Source organism: Bradyrhizobium sp. LM2.9 (assembly GCF_054056555.1).
In genome coordinates this window covers 2,275,328-2,293,227 of sequence record NZ_JBSRYJ010000002.1, presented here as the reverse complement: position 1 = coordinate 2,293,227, position 17,900 = coordinate 2,275,328, and the positions used below count along the sequence as shown (strand labels likewise).

The following is a 17,900-nucleotide window of genomic DNA, read 5'->3' as shown; positions in this document are numbered from 1 at the left end:
CGCGCCAACGGGCACCCTGTCGTTTCTGACAGGTGTGCGCCGTCCCGAGCGTCGGCATGATGGCTGCCAAAGGACGGAGGCATTGCTGTGCAGCGCTACTATTTTCCGATTTTCCACAAGGGCGAGATACAGCCGGATGACGAGGGGGAGCTATTTGTCTCGGCCGAAGTAGCGGGCCAATACGGCGCGCGGGTCGCGCGGGACATCGCCAGCGATCCCGAATATGACCGTGGTGCGGGCACTGTCGTGATTGTGCTCGACGCCACGGGCGCTGAGATCGCGCGGCATAGGGTTGGCGGTGTTGTCTAGCGGGAGGGCGTCGCCCGAGATGCGCCATGCTGACAGGCCAGGCCATTATGGGGGGGCTCGGATACGAACATATCCGAGGGGTTGCCGGGCATCGCTGAAATACCTCTCCCGAACCTTATTGGAGCGACGGACAGGCCCAGGGCTTGCGCGGCTTGTCAGGTTGTTCCACACAGATCAGACAACTGTTCGACTCAGGCGGCCAGCCGCGGTGTCGTACCGCTCCGGGAGAAACTCATTGCTTTCGTTGGTCTCACCGATCTCGTTTCTAAAACCAACGAGCAAAGGAAAAACCGAACCGTTGATGCTGCTGTGCGAGCGGCAAGATGGCTCCGAAGTCGAGATTGTCGCCAAATTCTCCGGTCCGTGCGAGGAAAAGGAAGTAAATCTGGCCCGCGAGGTGGTTGCGGTCTGTCTCGCCGCCGACCTAGATCTGCCCATCGCCGAACCGATGATCGTAGAGGCATCGCCTGAGTGGATCAATACCATTCCCGATCCCGCAATCCGAGCTAAGGTCGAAAGCAGCTGCAGGCTGGCGTTCGGGTCGAAGCTGTGGACGGGCCAGTTTTCAGTTTGGAACTCCGGCACGCTGGTGACCGAAACGATGCTGATGAACGCTGCGGCAATCTTCACATTTGACGCCATTATCCAGAATTTCGATCGCCAGGAGAACAATCCAAACTGCTTGGTTAACGGCGAAAAGATCCTGATTTTCGACCACGAGCAGGCCTTTATGCACAAACTCATGATGTTCTGGAAACCACCCTGGGTGCTGGGTGGGCTACAAAATTTTGAAGTACCCGGACGGCACATTTTCCGCCCAAGTCTGTTAGGCCGTGCTATCGATTTTGAGAGCATTAAGAACTTATGGACCAATATCTCGGACCAACGTGTGGAGGAGTACCGAGCGGCCATCCCGCCGGACTGGTGCGGCAACCCTGGTCCACTCAATGCCGCGCTCTCGCTGATCTGTGATGCACGAGACAATATCGATGGCTGTCTACAAGAGATATCACGGGTGCTGACATGAAAAAAACAGCCTATGGCTACGTCGTTCTGCGGTATGTGCACGATGTCATCACGGGTGAATTCGTCAATGTCGGGCTGGTCATGCACGCGCCAGACACGCAGCAGGTGAAAAGCAAAACCCGAACATCGATCAGGAGATTGAAGGCGACGTTTCCTGATTTGGATCGGACGGCGTTTGTTGCTGCGATGAAGTCAGTGACGAGGGCTCTGGGTAAGGTCGAGAAGCAATTCCAGTCCGATGGCATGCTCAAGCAGTTTTCTGACGCGAAGTCATTTGCTCATCTGGCTGTGCCTATCGACGACAGCTCGCTGCAGTGGTCGCAAGTGTCGACCGGCTTGACGGATAATTTCGATAAAACGTTCGATCGCGTGTACCAGCGAATGGTGACCCGGTATGACCATCAATCGTTAGCCCGTCGCTCCGATGAAGACGTGTGGCGCCCGGTGCGAGAAAAAATCGCAGAGCGAAAGATCAGTGTGCCTTTCGAGGAAAAAACTATCGTGGGTGCAACCGATCAAATCGAGTTCAGGCATGCTTGGAAGAACGGGGCGTGGCACGCCTATGAAGCACTGTCCCTCGATCTCGCGGATGCTGACGGCATCAAGGACAAGGCGCGCCGCTGGCGCGGTCATCTCGACGCTGTTTTTGAGGGGAAGAATGATCCGAATCTCAAACTGAATTTTATTCTGGGTGCGCCGACGGATCCGAAACTGATCTCGGCTTACGAGAACGCGGTCGCCATCTTGGGCCACTCTCCCTCGAAGCCAAAAATATATCGCGAAGGCCAGATCGATGATCTCGTCTCGGAAATCGAGGATGAGGTGCGGGCTCACGCTGAGCACAGTAGACGGACGTAGTCGCAGGCTCGATCGCTTTGTTAACGTTGGCGGCAGCCCTGTGCCGCCGAGATAGCGCGCGATGAGCAGCGCGTCGCGGTGTACAACATAGCAACATCTGCGACAGATAAGATCGCAATCTTCATTTTGCCGACGATTAACGACTGATACGAACGTCGCCGTAGTCTTCTTTGTTCGGCCGCTCACCATCAAAATCTGTGTGGGCGAGTAGGGCGCCAACGCCGAACAGCACCATGCCGCCGATCCAAATCAGTGCGGAGGCAGCAAGAAGCGCCGACGTCCCAACGCCGATACTGCCGGTGAGACCGAACAGCGTGCCGGCGTTGAACAGCAGTCCGAAGATGCCCCAGAGCCAGAAAAGAGAGGTCAGGAGGCCGCGCCCTGTGCTCTGCTGGCTGCGCAGCCGGAACGTGCGGTCCCATTTTTCTTTGCGCTTGAATAGCCCCATTGAAAACCCCCCTTGGCCCAGCGCGACCATAAGGCGAGCGAGCCGGGAACAGCAACTAGTCTTTATTGCGTGGGCCTGTCGCGTGATTGTGGTGGATTGCCAGCATATCGATCACACGAGGAGCGTAGTGCGGCCGGGGGGGTGATGCGGCGAGCCGGTCATGTCTTGAAAACGTTCGGGACAGCCATCAACGGCAATAGAGGCGCGGCTAGGCTCGCTACCGACAGAAGTGGGGTGCACCGGGTGGGCTGTCAATGCGCGCACCTAAGAGCCCTGAAAGAGCAATCAATCGGCCTTGCAGGTCAGGTCAGGGTTTGGCCCTGTGCCCCAAACCCAATGATGCGTTCGACCACAGGCGTCGCCCTCTCTAACCTTTGCGTAGGGGCTAGGGGCAAACAACAAATAGGTGAGCCACAGCGCCGCTCCGATCGCGATTAGCCACCGCTGGCGCGTCACTTCGGCTTCCCCTTCAAGCCCAACTCTACCAGCCGCCGAATGGCCTCGGGCCGGCCTGGCAGGTCTTCCTGCTTGCGGCGCCAGTCGTCGATCTCTTTAGCCATCTCGGGCTGAATACGGACCATAACCGGGTCCCCGGCCCCCGCAGGACGCTTCTGTGGATTTGTGCGATCAATCGTTGTTTTGTTCATGGAATCATGATACCACGAAATCATGTCCTGTGAATAGTCGCGGACAGGGTAGGGGAACACATACCAATGACCAATCTGGGCAACATCGCCACCGGCATAATCGACCCATCCACGTCTTTCTGTGCCCACACCTACTACGCAGGCCTGAGAGCCAAGGGCTGCGACCCCGTTGTTTATAAGGGCGGTCTCCACTGGCTTGTTGGGGAGTCTTCGACGGGCAACCTCAACGCGTGGGCCGCGCATCAAGATCTGGATGGTTCGCTCCGGCTCGAACACGCACGCGCCACTTGGGCGGAGCGGGCCTCGGATGACGATGTCATCCTGCTGGGCGTTCATCAGTAACTAGACTGAGTAGGCCCCCGCCCTCGACACGGGGCGGGCTTTCTCCGCCGCAGCCGAAGAATTTTACGGGTTTTGACTTTGATCCCGGCGAAAACCACGTATGCTAACGATGGCGCGCCTACGGCGGCTTGTGCGTCGGCCCAGGCCGGCGAGGTAAGCAGAGCAATTTTCGTAGGGGCGCGCTCTTGCCCATTCCAGCCAATGACAACCGCTTGCTCACGCCCGAGCAGGCGGCATGTCGGCTCAACATCACCGAAGATCATCTCCGAGCCCTCGTGAGCGAGGGGGTAATTGGTTACATCAATGTCGGGCTTGGCAAAAAGCGGCCACGCCGACGATTCACCGAGGCGGATTTAAACGACTTCATAGAGCGAAGCCGCAGGAGGGAAGTGCCGTGTCCGTCTACCGTGACAAGCGTTCGCCATATTATCAGTTCGATTTCCAGCACGCCGGTCATCGGTTTCACGGCTCGACGAAATGCACGACTAGACGAGATGCAGAAAAGTTCGAGGCTTCGGAACTAGAGAAGGCCAAGGCGCTGGTGAAGGCGACGCGGCGCTCCAAGGCGTCGCTCACCATTGATGACGTTGCCGACCGCCTCTGGAACGACAGCGCGCAGTATGATGCAGAACCGAAGGCGACCGAGACCAACCTCGCGCGATTGATTGAGTATTTCGGCAAGTCGAGGCTGCTGACTGATATCGACCACAGGGCGGCCAAGGAAATGGTGGCATGGCGACGAGGGCAACGCGTCAAGCGGCGCGGCAGGCGTACCAAGGAAGAGGAGCAGGCCCTGCCGCTCGTTTCGAACGCCACCGTCAACCGCTCGGCGACCAAAGTGCTGCAGCGGTTGTTCTCCTTCTCAAAGGCCGAGAAGGTGGCTTTCGAGAACGAACCGAACTGGGAGGCGCTGTTGCTGCCAGAGCCGGAGGAGCGGGTCCGCGAGCTGAAAATCGAGGAAGCCGACGCCCTGGATGACGCGATGCGCGCCGACTACGGACCGTTCTTTGAGTTCGTTCGCGCTAGCGGCATGAGGCTGAGGGAATGCGTGACACTGCGGTGGTCCGAGGTGGACTTCGGTACCAGGCAGATTGTCCGTCTCGGCAAGGGTGGGCGGCGCGTGGTGTTCCCGATCACGCCAGCGGTTCGCGAGATCCTTTTTCCGCTTCGGGGGCAGCACCCTGAGTTTTGCTTCACCTATGTGGCAATCTACGGCAACAAGCGGCTGGGTAGGGTGAGGGGCCAGCGCTACCCTCTGACCTACACTGGCGCCAAGACGGCATGGCAGCGCCTGCGGGCGGGCTCTGGCCTGCAGGACTTCCGTTTCCACGACTTCAGGCACGACTTCGGAACTAAGCTTCTCCGCGACAGCGGTAACCTCAAGCTGGTGCAGAAAGCTCTCAACCATCGGGACATCAAGAGTACCCTGAGGTACGCGCACGTGCTTGACGAGGATGTGGCCGTCGCCGTCGAGCGGCTCGCGGAGTCCCGGAAAAAGTCCCGGAGTAAGATCAAGAAGGTAAGTTAAGAACTTGATTTGCCGCGAGAAGTAGGAATCCGCGTCCCACATTTCAGATGTCGTTCGCCGCGACGCTCGGGCTGGTGGCGCTGGTGCAGATCGGCATGCCGAACCTGTTCGCATCGCCCGATCATTCGGCGACCGCGCGCGTTGCGATGTGGGGCGGGCGCGAGATCGCGATGCTGTTCATGGCTTCGCTGATCGCGGGACTTGCGACCACGCCCTATGCCGCTTTCCACTTCCACCGAATCACCCCGTTCGGCGTGCTCGCCAATCTCGGTGCGATGCCGGTGGTCTCGGCGCTGGTGATGCCGGCGGGGCTGCTCGGGCTGCTTGCGGCTCCCTTCGGGCTCGATAGCGTGTTCTGGTGGCTGATGGGGATCGGCATCGACTGGATGGTCGTGGTCTCGCGCTGGGTCGCGGCATTGCCGGGCGCGATCGGCCGCATCCCGGCTTTCGGCATCGCGCCGCTGATCGCGGCGAGCCTGGGGATCATCGTGCTGGGCCTGTTGCGCACGCCGCTGCGCTGGTCCGGCGCACTGGTGCTGCTGGTCGCGATCCTCTGGGGGCTGTCGGTGCGGCAGCCCGACATCCTGATTGCCGGGGATGGCCAGAGCGTCGCGGTGCGGGGCAAGGACGGACATCTTCACCTGATCAAGACGAGCAAGGATAGCTTTTTGCTCAAGGAGTGGTTGGCTGCCGACGCCGATCCGCGCGATGCCGCCAGCGCCTCGCTGGCCGCCGGCGTGTCTTGCGATGAATCCGGCTGCGTGACGCCGCTCGCCGATGGGCGGCTGGTCGCGCTGGCACTGCGCATCGACGCGCTGGCGGACGATTGCAACCGCGCCGCGCTGGTGGTGACGGCACGTCCCGCGCCGCCCGATTGCGCCGCGATGGTGGTCGATCGACGGCGGCTCGCGAGCCAGAGCGCGCTGGCGCTGACGCAGCGTGGTGACGGCTTTGCAGTTCAGGCGGTGAGGGAAAGAGGCACGAGCCGTCCCTGGTTGCCGGCCGGCGCAGGCGAAGGTGATTTCGACGGCAGTCTTGCGCCGAAAGCGATCCCGCCACGCAGCAAGGACGCAACGCCGGCGGAAATCGATTTGCAAGCCGACGATTAATCGGATCGTGCGGAGAGATGCAGTCGGCTGGTGCATCCGATCGGATTCGCTGGACGCAAACCACACCACCTCGCCGGCCACGGCCGGCGATTGCAAATCAATCCTGGCCTCCGATCCCGTGGCCGGAGGGCGACCGTGTCAGCCGATCGGCAGGCGCGTGATGGTCGGCTGCCTGTTGGCCATGATCTGCGGCTTGTGCTCGCGCTCGCCGGCCGGCAGCGTCACCGGCAGTTGCAGCACGGTCGCGCGCTGTCCTTCGACAAGCTGGGTCACCAGCACGTATTTGCCGTCGGGGAATTCGATCGCGTCATGATGGCGGTCGGGAATGTGCGGATCGATCTTGCCGAACTTGCCGACACGGGAATTGATCGTGCGTGTCCAGATCCAGCGATTGTCGTAGCGGATGTTGTCGGCGAAGGCGAGCTCCGTTCCCGGCAGCAGGCAGACGGCCACAGTCGGATCGGCTGCGGACGCAAAACCACGCGTCGAGGTGCCGCGGAAGGTTGTCGTGACGACCGTCTCGCCGATTTCGGCGGGGCGCGACGCGATGGCATGCAGGCTGTAGTCACACATCGGGTGCTCCTCATGCTGGGATAGCAACCGGCGTCTCTTATCGAGGCGCAGGCCCCTATCAGAGTGGAAACACACAAGCCTCTGCTTGGTTATGGGCAAATCTGCGGCTGGTTTCCGCACGCCGCGATCACTTTATCTTTCCCGAATCGGCGAGGAACAAAGCCTGCTCCTGGGCATTTCGGTCGCGCACGTCAGCGGCCGGAGATGCCGTTGCGCAGACGTCTCCTCAAACCGGAACGCCGCGAAGCCTCTGGGATGCTTGGCGCGGCGTGTCGAGGATGGACCGCCGGAGAAGCGGCCGGATAATCTGTGCAGAACCAGGATGACTATCCAGCCGGAGCGGGCAATCCGTCCACTCCAATTGGAATTGCGTGACTGCCGTACAGGCTCAGTACTTTCGGTACAGCCCGATCAGCTTGCCCTGAATTTTCACCCGGTTCGGCGGCAGGATGCGCACCTCATAGGCGCCGTTGGCGGGCTCGAGCGCGATCGATGCGCCGCGGCGGCGGAAGCGCTTGAGGGTTGCTTCCTCGTCGTCGATCAGCGCCACCACGATGTCGCCGGTATCGGCGCTCTCGTTGCGCTGGATCAGCGCCATGTCGCCGTCGAGGATGCCGGCCTCGACCATGGAATCGCCGCGCACTTCGAGCGCGTAGTGCTCGCCCGAGCCAAGCATGTCAGGCGGTACGCTGATAGTGTGGCTGCGGGTCTGTAACGCCTCGATCGGTGTGCCGGCCGCGATCCGGCCCATCACCGGCACCGCGACCGGACGTTCACCATCGTCCGCGGGCAGGCTGGAGCTCGCACGCACCTTGCCGAGATTGCCCTCAATGACGCTCGGCGTGAAGCCGCGGCGGCTGCCGGCGGCGGCCTGGAGCTCGGGCAATTTGATGACCTCGATCGCACGGGCGCGATTGGGCAGGCGTCGGATGAAGCCGCGCTCCTCGAGCGCCGTGATCAGGCGATGGATGCCCGACTTCGAGCGCAGGTCGAGCGCATCCTTCATCTCGTCGAAGGAGGGCGGCACGCCGCTTTCCTTCAGACGTTCATTGATGAACCGCAGAAGCTCGTATTGTTTGCGCGTTAACATCTCGACCAAAGTCTCCCGTTTGATGTCGTTCGATTCCGAGACGCTGAATTCAGCAATAAGCCGCTACACGCTCGAAACAAATCATGAACGGACACTATATGTTCGATATGTGTTCCGCAACTGCTTAATTTACCGTGAACAGAGCGAAGTTCGCGGAACATGCGTTGTCGGGGCGCTCACACGGGGAGCCGCAACACCTCGCAAGGTGTGCCTGCTTCGGCTTTCGGCGCGAACGGTGCGCGCACGAGAAGTACCTGTGCCGCAGCGAGATTCGCAAGCAGCGAAGAGTCCTGATGGTTGACGGGAAGGGCAACGCGCGTGCCGTCGTCGCGCTCCTCCAGATGCGCGCGTAGATAGTCCTCCCGCTGGTCGTTGGCGCCGACGTCGCGGCCGAGCACGGCGCGCTCGCGGCGATGGTGAATCACTGAACGGCCCGAGAGAGCGCGAATCAGCGGCACCAAGAACAGGAAAGCGCAGACGTAGGACGACACGGGATTGCCCGGCAGGCCGATCACCTCCATCGCGCCGAGCCGCCCGTGCATCATCGGCTTGCCCGGCCGCATCGCGATCTTCCAGAACGCCATCGTTATGCCTTCGTCCCTCAGCGCCTGCTGGACCAGATCGTGGTCGCCGACCGATGCGCCGCCGGTCGTGATCAGGATGTCGGCTCCGCTCTCGCGGGCGCGTCGAATGCCGACGGTGGTGGCCTCAAGCGTGTCGGCGGCAATACCGAGGTCGATGGTCTCGGCGCCCTCGCTGCGAGCGAGAGCGTGCAGGGCGTAGCCGTTGGAATAGACGATCTGGCCGTGACCGGGCGTGGTGCCCGGCATCACCAGCTCGTCGCCGGTGGCGAGGATCGCGACCTTCGGACGTCGGCAAACGGAGAGGTGCGGGTGATTCATCCCGGCCGCAAGCGCGAGGTCGCGCTCGGTGAGACGGCTTCCCTTGCGCAGGAGCACGTCGCCGTCGCGGAAATCGACACCGGCGGGCCGGATGTGCCGTCCGGCGATCGCGGCTTCCTTGATCGTGATGCGCTTGCCGTCGGCGACCGTGTCCTCCTGGATCACGACGGCGTCGGCGCCGTAGGGAACGACGCCGCCGGTGAAGATCCGCACGGCCTCGCCGGCGCCGACTGTTCCCGCGAACGGCCGACCTGCCGCGACCTCGCCGATGACGGTGAGCTTCGAATCGATCGTCGCGGCATCGGCCGCACGCACCGCGTAGCCATCCATCGCCGACATCGCCTGTGGCGGCTGCGTGCGCCGGGCCGCGGCGTCGCGCGCGAGCACGCGATGGTAGGCTTCGTCGATGGCAACCATCTCTTCGGGCAGCGGCTCTGCACCCGCCAGCACCGCGGCAAGCGCGTCAGAAACCGGCATCAAGGCCACGGCGAAAACTCCTGCTCGGCACGTTCGGGCGAATGTTCCGCAAGTCTTCTAGCCGAGCGCGGGCGCAGAGGCAAAAACAGCTGAGCGGGGACAGTCATCCCGCTGCTTCACATTGTTCTGGAAGGCAAGATCAAGCCCGTCGCGGCATGATCCGAGGAACGAGACAGATCGGCAGGAGAGTGACCATGGCAGGGACGAGAATGACGAGCGCCCCGGCCAGCGCCTATCAGGTCCCTGTCTGCTCGGGACTTACGTCGGGCGCCTTCGACCCCTGATCCTTGTCGGGAAGCGGATCGGCCTGGGATTTCAGGTCGGCGGCCTTGCTCACGAGCTTGGCGGAAAGGTCCGAGTCTGAAGTTGTCCTGGCGAATTCAAGAAGAAGAGAGGCCTGCTTGGTGAGGTAGGTCTTGCCCAACACGATGATGCATCCGTCCGTAGAAGTCCCAACGGACTCAAGAGTCCGGAGGGTGGCATTCCGTTCCCGGAACTCTGTCTAAAAATGCACAAAGTGTTTTGGTTCCTCGTCCCCGGGTGAAATTGTTCCGGATCGGCAGGTCGGCTTGCCTGGCAATGCGCCAGGCCGGCGGTCAGATCCCCAGCGCCTTGAGGGCGATCCCGACGTCACGCGGCGAGGTCACATGCACCGCCGTCAAGCCGCGCGCCCGCGCGCCTTCAATGTTCTCGGCAAGATCGTCGAAGAACACGATACGCCCGGCGGGCACGCCGATCGCAGCAACGACGTGGTCGAAGGCCTCCGCATTCGGTTTGCGCAGGCCGATGCTGGACGACAAATACAGCTCGCGGAAATGGCGGAGGACGTCGGCATATTCCTTCGAGAAATAGTCCACGTGCGGCCGGTTGGTATTGGAGAAGACGTAGAGCGGCATCTGCTTCGCTGCCCGCGGCAACAGCTCGGCGATATCAGGCATTTCGCCGGTGAAGATCGCGTTCCAGCCTTCCAGGAACTGCGCGTCCGAAATGCCGATTCCGAGCGAATCTCGCAACGAGGCGAAATAGTCCTCGTCACTGAGCTTGCCCACCTCGTGCAGCCGATAGGCTTCGCTGTCCCGCACGTAGCGCGCGACGATGGCATCGGGCTCGCAGCCGGCATGTCCCGCCCAGCAGGCGATCGCCTTGGAGAAATCGATATCGAGCACCACGCGGCCGAGATCGAACAGAAGCGCATCCGCGCTGCCGGGAGAGAGCGGTGTCATTGCGTCCTTTCACTCAGTATCGATATGGCTCGTGGTCGAACAGCGGAAACGCGCTGAACACGCTCGGCGCGTTGGTTGCGGTCGCTGCATGGAGGCAGGATTTGTCGACCTCGGTGAACGAAGTCGCACCCAGCAAGCCGAGGCAACGCAGCACTTCGTCCTCGAGCAGCTCCAGCATGCGCGCCACGCCGGCTTCGCCGGCCGCCGCCAGTGCCCAGCATTGCAGCCGGCCGATGCCGACGAGGTCGGCGCCCGCCGCTATTGCCTTGACGATGTCGGTGCCGCGACAGACACCGCCATCGACCATGATTTTCGCGCGGCCCTTCACGGCATCGACGATCTCGGGCAGCACGTGCATGGCGCCGCGACCGTGATCGAGCTGACGGCCGCCATGGTTGGAGACGTAGATCCACTCGACGCCATGATCAATCGCGATCAGCGCGTCCTCTGGCGTCGCGATGCCCTTGAGGATCAGCGGGATCTTGAACTTGTCCTTGATCATCTTCACCGTCCGCCACTCCAGGCCCTTCTGGAAATCGCCGCCGGTGGCGCGCAGGCGGCTCTCGCGAACGTACCGCTTGGCGATGTCACGCTCGCGACGGCTGTAATGGGCGGTATCGACGGTCAGGCAGAAGGCGGCATAGGCGTTCTTCTCGGCCCGGCTGACAACGTCGGCGACGAAGGCATCGTCGCCGCGCACATAGAGCTGGTAGAGGCGCAGCGCGCCAGGTGCCGCCTCGGCGGTCTTCTCGAGGCCGGGCTCGGACACCGAACTCAGCATGTGCGCCGCACCGAAAGTGCCGCAGGCGCGTGCCACGCTCGCCGCGCCATCCGGATCGAAGATTTCGAGCGCGCCGACGGGGGCGAGCACCACCGGCAGGCGCATCTTGCGGCCGAATTGCTCGACCGAGCCGACGACCTTGCTGACATCGCGCAGCACGCGCGGGCGGAAGGCGATTTCGTCCAGCGCCATGCGGTTGCGACGCATCGTGGTCTCGGTCTCGGCGGCGCCGACGATGTAGTCCCAGGCGTTCTGGTTCAGATTGGCACGCGCCTTGCGGATGAATTCGTGCAGGTTCTGGAACGGCTCGGCGCTGGCGCCGAGTTCGACGTTCCTCTCCGGCCGGGTGCGGGGCGCGTCATTCATTGTTGTCCTCCCGAGAATTTGAACTCTTATTGTCATCGCCTATCGTGTCCGGCCCTCCAAAACCATCCTAAAATCGCATAGCTGCGAGGCGTGGGCCGGCGGACCGATTCCCGTCTTGCGCGAAACGGTTTCGGAACGTTGCCAAAAGTTTAGGCCCGGGCGAAGGGATTTTTTACGGTCTAGCCGCCGGCGTGGTATCTCGGCCTTGAAGAAACCAGAATGGTATTGTGAACAGCGGGCTGGATCGCCATTTGCATGGCGCAGCCGAAGCCCAAAGCAAAAAGGCCTGTCTATCCATGCGGAAAACCCTGCTGTTCCCCTTGGGCGCGCTCACCGGAGCGTGTCTGACCCTTTTGGTAGCCAGTCCGCACGGCGGCGTATGGGCAGCACGGGCGGCAGCGAGCGCGAATGACGCCTATTCCCAGCTCAATTTGTTCGGCGAAGTATTCGAGCGGGTGAAGGCGAGCTATGTCGAGAAACCCGACAATGCCAAGCTGATCGAAGGCGCGATCACCGGCATGGTGACCGCGCTCGATCCGCATTCGCGCTACATGAACGACAAGGCCTGGACCGAGATGCAGGAGACCACCTCCGGCGAGTTCGGCGGGCTCGGCATCGAGGTCACGATGGAGGAGGGCCTCGTCAAGGTCGTCTCGCCGATCGACGACACGCCGGCGTCCAAGGCCGGCATCATGTCGGGCGACCTCATCAGCAAGATCGACGGCGATGCCGTGCAGGGCATGACACTCGAGCAGGCCGTCAACAAGATGAAGGGCCCGGTCGACACCCAGACAAAGCTCACGATCGTGCGCAAGGGGGCCGACGCCCCGCTCGACGTCGCGATCAAGCGCGAGATCATCCATGTGCGCCCCGTCCGCTTCCACGTCGAGAACGGCGATATCGGCTATATCCGCGTCTCCTCGTTCAACGAGCAGACCACCGACGGCCTGAAGAAGGCAATCGCGTCGATCTCCAAGGACATCCCGCAGGAGAAGCTCGTGGGCTACGTGATGGACCTGCGCAACAATCCGGGCGGATTGCTCGACCAGGCCGTGTCGGTGTCGAGCGCGTTTCTGCAGCGCGGCGAGGTCGTCTCGACCCGCGGCCGCAATGCGGAAGAGACCCAGCGCTTTACCGCGCACGGCGGTGACCTCACCAAGGGCAAGCCGCTCGTGGTTCTGGTCAACGGCGGCTCGGCTTCGGCCTCCGAGATCGTGGCCGGCGCGCTGCATGACCACAAGCGCGCGACCATCATCGGCACGCGCTCGTTCGGCAAAGGCTCGGTGCAGACCATCATTCCGCTCGGTGCCCGCAACGGTGCGCTGGCGCTGACCACGGCGCGCTACTACACGCCGTCGGGCCGCTCGATCCAGGCCCAGGGCATCGCGCCCGACATCGAGATCCTCCAGGACGTGCCGCCCGAGCTGAAGGGCCGGATGGACACCATGGCGGAGTCCCAGATGCGCGGCCATCTTCAGGCGGCCGATGGCACGGAGCAGACCGGATCACAGTCCTATGTTCCGCCGGAAGAGAAGGACGACAAGGCGCTGCATACGGCCTATGACTTCCTGCACGGCCAAACCGCGAATGCTGTCGCGGCCAAGCCTGCGCCTAAGGCTGCGGTGCCGAACTAAGTCTCGCGATTCCAGACATTGATCGCCCGGGACTGGATGACCGCTCCTGGGCGAATTCGGTTGGGACGCTGCAACGACGCGACTTCCTGGTTCACATCGGTCAAGCGCTCGGTTTCAACTGCGTCATGGCAACGCCGGACATCGCGAGCAGCCCGCCGATGATCAACTTTGAGGTCATGTGTTCGCCAAGAAACAACACGCTCGACATCAGGGCGAACACCGGAAGTAGCAGACCGAAAGGGGCGACGCGACCCATCGAGCAACGCCCGATCAGCCAGAACCAGAGTCCAAACCCGACAATTCCTCCGATGAAAATCGTGTAGGCGAGTGCCAGCCAACCACGTCCATCCGCGGTGACAAGGCTCGCGAGTTGTCCGTGTTCAAGGAGCAACGACATCAACATGACCTGCGGCACCGTGAGCAGCGAGGACCACCCCATCAACATCAGGGGATCAAAAGGGCCGTAGCGCTTCGTCAAGACGTTGGACACGGCGAATGCGAAGGCTGCCCCGACCACGAGCAGCAGGGGAAGCGCGTTTGCCGACAGGCCGGGCTCCGCCGCCAATACGACCACGCCGACAAATGCAAGCACCACTCCGGCGGACGTGGTGAGAGACGGCCTCTCCGCGAGCAGCGGCCACGCCAACAGGACGGTGAAGGGCGGCGCGAGTTGATATGCGACGGCCGACATGCTTCCCGAGCCGAGCCCGAGGCCAACATAGAAGAGCCCGAAGTTCAGCCCACCGAGGAAAATCGAAATAGCTACGATGGGGCCGAACTGTGCACGCGTGGGCCGTTTGACGAACGGAACGAGCAGCAGCGCGATGGCCAGGAAGCGCAGTGCGAGGAAGAAGAGAGGCGGAAACTCCGTAACGCCTACCTTGATGGCCACGAACTGATAACCCCAGAGCAAGGGGACGGCCACCGCACAGACGATCTGGATGGCAGACATGGCATTCTTCCTTTCAAGACCGATCAGTCTAGATATCGACGCGCCAATAGCGGAGGCGTCCATGGGTTGTTTACCTAAATGGGTTGTTTACCTAATGAAGCGGTCGAGAAGAGCGTCAACGGCGGCTTGCGACGTGATCCGTGTCGGTGCCGTTTTGGCGACCACGCGTAGCCCCCAAAGGAAACAGACGAGAATTCGGGCGGCACTGGAAGGCTCGACGCCATCGGCCAATTTGCCCGCCGCCTTGGCACGGGACAGGGCATCAGCCAGCTTGGCCTCCATGGCCTTGAAAAAGCTCCCGATGCGACGATCAACTTCAGCGTCACGGCCGGCCAGTTCCATGGCCGTGGCCACCAGCAGGCATCCGCGCCGACCATTGGCACCGCTCGTTCGCTCAACGTAGCCGGCAAGGTAGGCCCGCAGGCCGTCGACCGGCTCTCTGCGGGGGTCGAGTTCGACGTCCATCCGAGTCACGGCATCGGCGACGTAGCGATCAAGCGCACGCAAGAACAGCGAGTGCTTGTCCCCGAAAGCGGCGTAGAGGCTGCCACGCGATAGCTTCGTCGCTCGAAGAAGGTCCGGTAGCGCGGTGGCATGATAGCCGCGCGACCAGAACACGCCCATCGCCTGTTCGACAGCGGCTTCCGTGTCGAAACTTCGGGGACGGCCACGGGGCAACTGCACTGGGCTTTGGCGGCGCATCTCCGATATATAGACCAAATGGTCTTGAATTCCAAGCGGTCGCTCGCGCCGATTGGCTGTCCGTCGATGTTTCTAGCCCGCTTCGCGGCGTCGGCTCTCGTTGCCGCCGCGCTGGGCGAGCCGGCTGCGATGGAGCGCGAACAGCTCCAGCACCTTGTCGGCAGGCTTCGCGGCGCTGAACAGATAGCCTTGCATCTCGGAGCAGCCGAGGGCGCGGAGCAGCCGCTGCTGCTCCTCGGTCTCGACGCCCTCGGCCGTGGTGGTCATGCGGCGAGCGGCCGCGAGATTGACGACGGCCTGCACGATGCTGGCGGAGCCGTCGGGGCCGGCGATGTCGTTGACGAAGCAGCGGTCGATCTTGATCTTGTCGAACGGGAAGCGGTGCAGATAGCTCAGGGAGGAGTAGCCGGTGCCGAAATCGTCGAGCGCGATGCGCACGCCGATGGCGCGGAGTTGATGCAGGATCGCGAGCGCGGTGTCGTCGTCGCGGATCAGCACCGCCTCGGTGATCTCGAGCTCGAGCCGGCTCGCCGGCAAATTGGAGGCAGCGAGCGCCGCCATGATCTTCAGCGCCAGCGTGCCGCTCTTGAACTGCACCGGTGAGACGTTGACGGCGAGGCGGATGTCGTCGGGCCAGTTGGCGGCGTCCCGGCAGGCGGTCGCCAGCACCCATTCCCCGATCTCGTTGATCAGGCCGGTGTCCTCGGCGATCGGGATGAACTCGGCCGGCGAGACCATGCCGCGCTCGGGATGACGCCAGCGCACCAGCGCCTCGCAGCCAGTGATGCGGTCGTCCTTCAGGCTGAGGCAGGGCTGGTAATAGACATCGAGGCCGCCATGGGCGATGGCGTGGCGCAGATCGATCTCGAGCTGCCGCCGCTCGTGGACCTTGGCGTCCATCTCCGGCTCGAAAAAGCGATAGGTGCGGCGTCCGGCGGCTTTGGCGGCGTACATCGCCATGTCCGCGTTCTTCAGGATCTGGTCGAGCGCCGTTCCGTGGTCGGGTGCCAGTGCGATGCCGATGCTGGCGTCGGTGGCAAGATGATGGCCCATGCAGTCAAACGGCGCGCGGATGGCCTCGAACAGCCGCGCGACGAGCTCGTTGACCTGATCCAGCGACGTCACCGCGCTCTGTACGATGGCGAATTCGTCGCCGCCAAGCCGCGCCACGAAGTCCGCCGGGCCTGCGCACCGGCGGAGGCTCTGCGCGACCGACTTCAGGAGTTCGTCGCCGACGAGATGCCCGAGCGCGTCGTTGACGCCCTTGAACTCGTCGATGTCGATATAGTGCACCGCGAGTTGTTCACCCGCGGCGACGAGAGCCAGTTCCTCGCGCAGATGCTCGTGGAACAGGGTGCGGTTGGGCAGGTCGGTCAGCGCATCGTAATGAGCGAGATGGGTGATGCGCTCCTCGATGCGCCGGCGCTCCGTGATGTCCTCATGTGTCGCCACCCAGCCGCCGTCCGTGAGCGGTTCGTTGACGATCTGGATCGAGCGACCGTCGGAGGTGTCGACCACCATCGAATTGCGCACATGGATGTCGCGCAGGACCCGTGCGATATACGGGTCCACATCGCCGGTGAAAGAGCCGGTGGCGCTGCGGTGTGCAATGATGTCGCGGAAGCTACAGCCGGGTCTCACGATTTCGGCAGACAGCCCGTACATCTCGATGTAGCGCTGATTGCAGATCACGAGCTGCTGCGAGGCGTCGAACAGCAGCAGGCCCTGGGTCATGTTGTTGACGGCGCGGTCAAGACGCTGCTTTTCCAGCGTTAGCCGTTCCCGCGAAAGGCGGTGCTGCTCCAGGAGCTTGCGCACGATCGCGATCAGCACGCCCGCGATGGCGAGCGCGGAAGAGGCGGCGACCGAGATCAGGATGCCGATCTGCTCGCGCCAGTCCATCAGTGCCGACGCGCGCGTCGTGGTAGCCATCATCAGGATCGGGAAATGGGGCAGGGCATGCGAGGAGATCAGCCGGTCCTCGCCGTCGACGGGGCTCATGAAGCGGCCGGCGAACTGATCGAGCCCGAAGACCCTCTGGTGCTCGAACGGACCGTTCTTGAAATTTCGTCCCATCAATTCGCCGGAATGGGGATATCGGGCCAGCAGAGTGCCGTCCCGATGCAGCATCGAGATCGTCGCTCCTTCGCCGAGCACGACGGTCTCGAAGAATTTTTCGAAGCCTGCCGGCTCGATGCCGCGTCCGACCACACCCATGAATTCGCCGTTCGGTCCGACGATCTTGCGCACGATGAGGATGGTCCAGGCTCCGGAGATGCGACTGTGCAGTGGTTCGATCAGGACGTCGGGAGCATTGGGATCATATCGAAAGGTCCGGAAATAGGCGCGATCGGCGACGTTCAATTTCGGGACTGGCCATGCCGTCGACGAATTGATCAAATTGCCTTCGGCATCGATGATGTTGACGCCGCCCATGTAGGGCAGTGCCTCGATCTTCGAGCGCAGCATCCGGTGGATGTCCTGGCCGGAGAGGCGTTTGCGATAGTCCGCTGCACTGGTGATGCCGGTGGCGCGAACGTGGTCGACGAAATCCTGCTGGATGACGGCGAAATCCTGCAATTGCTGGTCGAAATGATGGGCGAGCATCAGCACGGTGTTTTCCAGCTCGCGGCCGGAATTGCGAAGCGCACGTTCGCGGAAATTCTGCGCCATCAGCGTCGCGCGCCGACAGCGATCGCCGCGATCAGCAACATGCCGCCCACCACCAGCCAGCGGATCGGTCCGCTGCGGACGAAGGCATGGTCAAAAAGGCGGCTGCCGAATCTCGTCATCATGATCGATCGTTGTCATGCACACGCCAGGGTCAATTCGCGGCCCCGGAAACATCCGTTGGTTTACGGGAACGGGGTGGAGGTGAAGTTAGGAAGCTGGGTTAATGCGCCGTGAATGGACACGCACAAATACGATCGATG

The 17,900-nt window shown here is 62.4% G+C and carries 16 protein-coding genes and 3 pseudogenes; 8 read left to right on the top strand and 11 right to left on the bottom strand.

The window, feature by feature from the left end; genetic code table 11:
• Positions 1–87: 87 nt before the first annotated feature.
• From ACVWW3_RS12460 to ACVWW3_RS12450, 3 genes are all read left to right on the top strand, one after another.
• Positions 88–309 carry a DUF6894 family protein gene (locus tag ACVWW3_RS12460; RefSeq protein ID WP_456649879.1) on the top strand — a complete coding sequence of 74 codons (222 nt, stop codon included), beginning with the start codon at positions 88–90 and terminating at the stop codon, positions 307–309.
• 235 nt (positions 310–544) lie between these two features.
• On the top strand, positions 545–1,336 hold the full coding sequence (locus ACVWW3_RS12455; RefSeq protein ID WP_456649880.1) for a HipA family kinase: 792 nt from the start codon (positions 545–547) through the stop codon (positions 1,334–1,336).
• Positions 1,333–2,193: a DUF3037 domain-containing protein gene (locus ACVWW3_RS12450; protein ID WP_456649881.1), complete on the top strand. Its 861-nt coding sequence runs from the start codon at positions 1,333–1,335 to the stop codon at positions 2,191–2,193. The genes ACVWW3_RS12455 and ACVWW3_RS12450 overlap by 4 nt, the downstream gene beginning before the upstream one ends.
• Positions 2,194–2,329: 136 nt before the next feature.
• Here ACVWW3_RS12450 and ACVWW3_RS12445 read toward each other — a convergent pair whose 3' ends face one another.
• Both ACVWW3_RS12445 and ACVWW3_RS12440 read right to left on the bottom strand, forming a co-directional pair.
• Positions 2,330–2,641, bottom strand: coding sequence for a hypothetical protein (locus ACVWW3_RS12445; protein ID WP_456649882.1), 312 nt, complete (start codon positions 2,639–2,641; stop codon positions 2,330–2,332).
• Positions 2,642–3,093: 452 nt separating this feature from the next.
• Positions 3,094–3,222 (bottom strand): hypothetical protein, encoded by a 129-nt coding sequence (locus ACVWW3_RS12440; protein WP_456649883.1) that lies wholly within the window; start codon positions 3,220–3,222, stop codon positions 3,094–3,096.
• A 132-nt stretch (positions 3,223–3,354) separates the two neighbouring features.
• On the opposite strand from ACVWW3_RS12440, the gene ACVWW3_RS12435 reads away from it, so the two are divergent.
• The 4 genes and pseudogenes from ACVWW3_RS12435 to ACVWW3_RS12420 all read left to right on the top strand — a co-directional run.
• The gene (locus ACVWW3_RS12435) at positions 3,355–3,630 is read left to right on the top strand and encodes a hypothetical protein (RefSeq protein WP_456649884.1); all 276 of its coding nucleotides are present in this window, start codon (positions 3,355–3,357) and stop codon (positions 3,628–3,630) included.
• A 128-nt stretch (positions 3,631–3,758) separates the two neighbouring features.
• Positions 3,759–3,995 (top strand): annotated as a pseudogene (locus ACVWW3_RS12430) (helix-turn-helix domain-containing protein); the annotation flags it as partial.
• A gap of 29 nt (positions 3,996–4,024) precedes the next feature.
• Complete coding sequence (locus ACVWW3_RS12425; RefSeq protein WP_456649885.1) at positions 4,025–5,158, top strand: tyrosine-type recombinase/integrase; 1,134 nt, start codon at positions 4,025–4,027, stop codon at positions 5,156–5,158.
• A gap of 35 nt (positions 5,159–5,193) precedes the next feature.
• Positions 5,194–6,267: pseudogene (locus ACVWW3_RS12420) on the top strand (ComEC/Rec2 family competence protein); the annotation flags it as partial.
• 138 nt (positions 6,268–6,405) lie between these two features.
• Here the strand turns inward: ACVWW3_RS12420 and ACVWW3_RS12415 are convergent.
• From ACVWW3_RS12415 to ACVWW3_RS12390, 6 genes are all read right to left on the bottom strand, one after another.
• Positions 6,406–6,840, bottom strand: a complete 435-nt coding sequence (locus tag ACVWW3_RS12415) for a hypothetical protein (RefSeq protein ID WP_456649886.1) — start codon at positions 6,838–6,840, stop codon at positions 6,406–6,408.
• 388 nt (positions 6,841–7,228) lie between these two features.
• Positions 7,229–7,930, bottom strand: coding sequence for a transcriptional repressor LexA (gene lexA, locus ACVWW3_RS12410; protein WP_247349229.1), 702 nt, complete (start codon positions 7,928–7,930; stop codon positions 7,229–7,231).
• Between the two features lie 176 nt (positions 7,931–8,106).
• Entirely contained in the window at positions 8,107–9,318 is a 1,212-nt protein-coding gene (locus tag ACVWW3_RS12405) for a molybdopterin molybdotransferase MoeA (protein WP_456649887.1), read from the bottom strand.
• A gap of 226 nt (positions 9,319–9,544) precedes the next feature.
• Positions 9,545–9,736: a hypothetical protein gene (locus tag ACVWW3_RS12400; RefSeq protein WP_354048016.1), complete on the bottom strand. Its 192-nt coding sequence runs from the start codon at positions 9,734–9,736 to the stop codon at positions 9,545–9,547.
• A 169-nt stretch (positions 9,737–9,905) separates the two neighbouring features.
• Positions 9,906–10,532: an HAD family hydrolase gene (locus tag ACVWW3_RS12395; RefSeq protein WP_354048014.1), complete on the bottom strand. Its 627-nt coding sequence runs from the start codon at positions 10,530–10,532 to the stop codon at positions 9,906–9,908.
• Positions 10,533–10,545: 13 nt separating this feature from the next.
• Positions 10,546–11,679, bottom strand: coding sequence for an alpha-hydroxy acid oxidase (locus tag ACVWW3_RS12390; RefSeq protein ID WP_456649888.1), 1,134 nt, complete (start codon positions 11,677–11,679; stop codon positions 10,546–10,548).
• A gap of 296 nt (positions 11,680–11,975) precedes the next feature.
• Here ACVWW3_RS12390 and ACVWW3_RS12385 point away from each other — a divergent pair, with 296 nt between their 5' ends.
• A complete protein-coding gene (locus ACVWW3_RS12385) occupies positions 11,976–13,313 on the top strand; it encodes a S41 family peptidase (RefSeq protein WP_354106528.1) in 1,338 nt (445 codons plus the stop codon).
• Between the two features lie 100 nt (positions 13,314–13,413).
• Here the strand turns inward: ACVWW3_RS12385 and ACVWW3_RS12380 are convergent, their stop codons facing one another.
• The 3 genes and pseudogenes from ACVWW3_RS12380 to ACVWW3_RS12370 form a co-directional block, all read right to left on the bottom strand.
• Positions 13,414–14,265, bottom strand: coding sequence for a DMT family transporter (locus tag ACVWW3_RS12380; protein ID WP_456649889.1), 852 nt, complete (start codon positions 14,263–14,265; stop codon positions 13,414–13,416).
• Between the two features lie 87 nt (positions 14,266–14,352).
• Positions 14,353–14,889 carry a TetR/AcrR family transcriptional regulator gene (locus ACVWW3_RS12375; protein WP_456649890.1) on the bottom strand — a complete coding sequence of 179 codons (537 nt, stop codon included), beginning with the start codon at positions 14,887–14,889 and terminating at the stop codon, positions 14,353–14,355.
• 150 nt (positions 14,890–15,039) lie between these two features.
• A pseudogene (locus ACVWW3_RS12370) lies at positions 15,040–17,762 on the bottom strand (bifunctional diguanylate cyclase/phosphodiesterase).
• Between the last annotated feature and the right edge of the window lie 138 nt (positions 17,763–17,900).